This window comes from Vibrio sp. MOR3, from assembly GCF_001557775.1.
Lineage (GTDB): Bacteria > Pseudomonadota > Gammaproteobacteria > Enterobacterales > Vibrionaceae > Vibrio > Vibrio jasicida.
Genome location: NZ_LNRD01000037.1, coordinates 1 through 1,402 on the forward strand (window position 1 = coordinate 1; position 1,402 = coordinate 1,402).

General features: G+C 53.5%; 1 rRNA gene. It reads left to right on the top strand.

The annotated features are described in order from the left end of the window. A 16S ribosomal RNA gene (locus ATB76_RS26695) occupies positions 1 to 1,362 on the top strand; the annotation flags it as partial. Between the last annotated feature and the right edge of the window lie 40 nt (positions 1,363 to 1,402).

Sequence of the window (1,402 nt, forward strand, 5' to 3'; positions counted from 1 at the left end):
ATGCCTACGGGCCAAAGAGGGGGACCTTCGGGCCTCTCGCGTCAGGATATGCCTAGGTGGGATTAGCTAGTTGGTGAGGTAATGGCTCACCAAGGCGACGATCCCTAGCTGGTCTGAGAGGATGATCAGCCACACTGGAACTGAGACACGGTCCAGACTCCTACGGGAGGCAGCAGTGGGGAATATTGCACAATGGGCGCAAGCCTGATGCAGCCATGCCGCGTGTGTGAAGAAGGCCTTCGGGTTGTAAAGCACTTTCAGTCGTGAGGAAGGTGGTGTAGTTAATAGCTGCATTACTTGACGTTAGCGACAGAAGAAGCACCGGCTAACTCCGTGCCAGCAGCCGCGGTAATACGGAGGGTGCGAGCGTTAATCGGAATTACTGGGCGTAAAGCGCATGCAGGTGGTTTGTTAAGTCAGATGTGAAAGCCCGGGGCTCAACCTCGGAATAGCATTTGAAACTGGCAGACTAGAGTACTGTAGAGGGGGGTAGAATTTCAGGTGTAGCGGTGAAATGCGTAGAGATCTGAAGGAATACCGGTGGCGAAGGCGGCCCCCTGGACAGATACTGACACTCAGATGCGAAAGCGTGGGGAGCAAACAGGATTAGATACCCTGGTAGTCCACGCCGTAAACGATGTCTACTTGGAGGTTGTGGCCTTGAGCCGTGGCTTTCGGAGCTAACGCGTTAAGTAGACCGCCTGGGGAGTACGGTCGCAAGATTAAAACTCAAATGAATTGACGGGGGCCCGCACAAGCGGTGGAGCATGTGGTTTAATTCGATGCAACGCGAAGAACCTTACCTACTCTTGACATCCAGAGAACTTTCCAGAGATGGATTGGTGCCTTCGGGAACTCTGAGACAGGTGCTGCATGGCTGTCGTCAGCTCGTGTTGTGAAATGTTGGGTTAAGTCCCGCAACGAGCGCAACCCTTATCCTTGTTTGCCAGCGAGTAATGTCGGGAACTCCAGGGAGACTGCCGGTGATAAACCGGAGGAAGGTGGGGACGACGTCAAGTCATCATGGCCCTTACGAGTAGGGCTACACACGTGCTACAATGGCGCATACAGAGGGCAGCAAGCTAGCGATAGTGAGCGAATCCCAAAAAGTGCGTCGTAGTCCGGATTGGAGTCTGCAACTCGACTCCATGAAGTCGGAATCGCTAGTAATCGTGGATCAGAATGCCACGGTGAATACGTTCCCGGGCCTTGTACACACCGCCCGTCACACCATGGGAGTGGGCTGCAAAAGAAGTAGGTAGTTTAACCTTCGGGAGGACGCTTACCACTTTGTGGTTCATGACTGGGGTGAAGTCGTAACAAGGTAGCGCTAGGGGAACCTGGCGCTGGATCACCTCCTTATACGATGATTACTCACGATGAGTGTCCACACAGATTGATA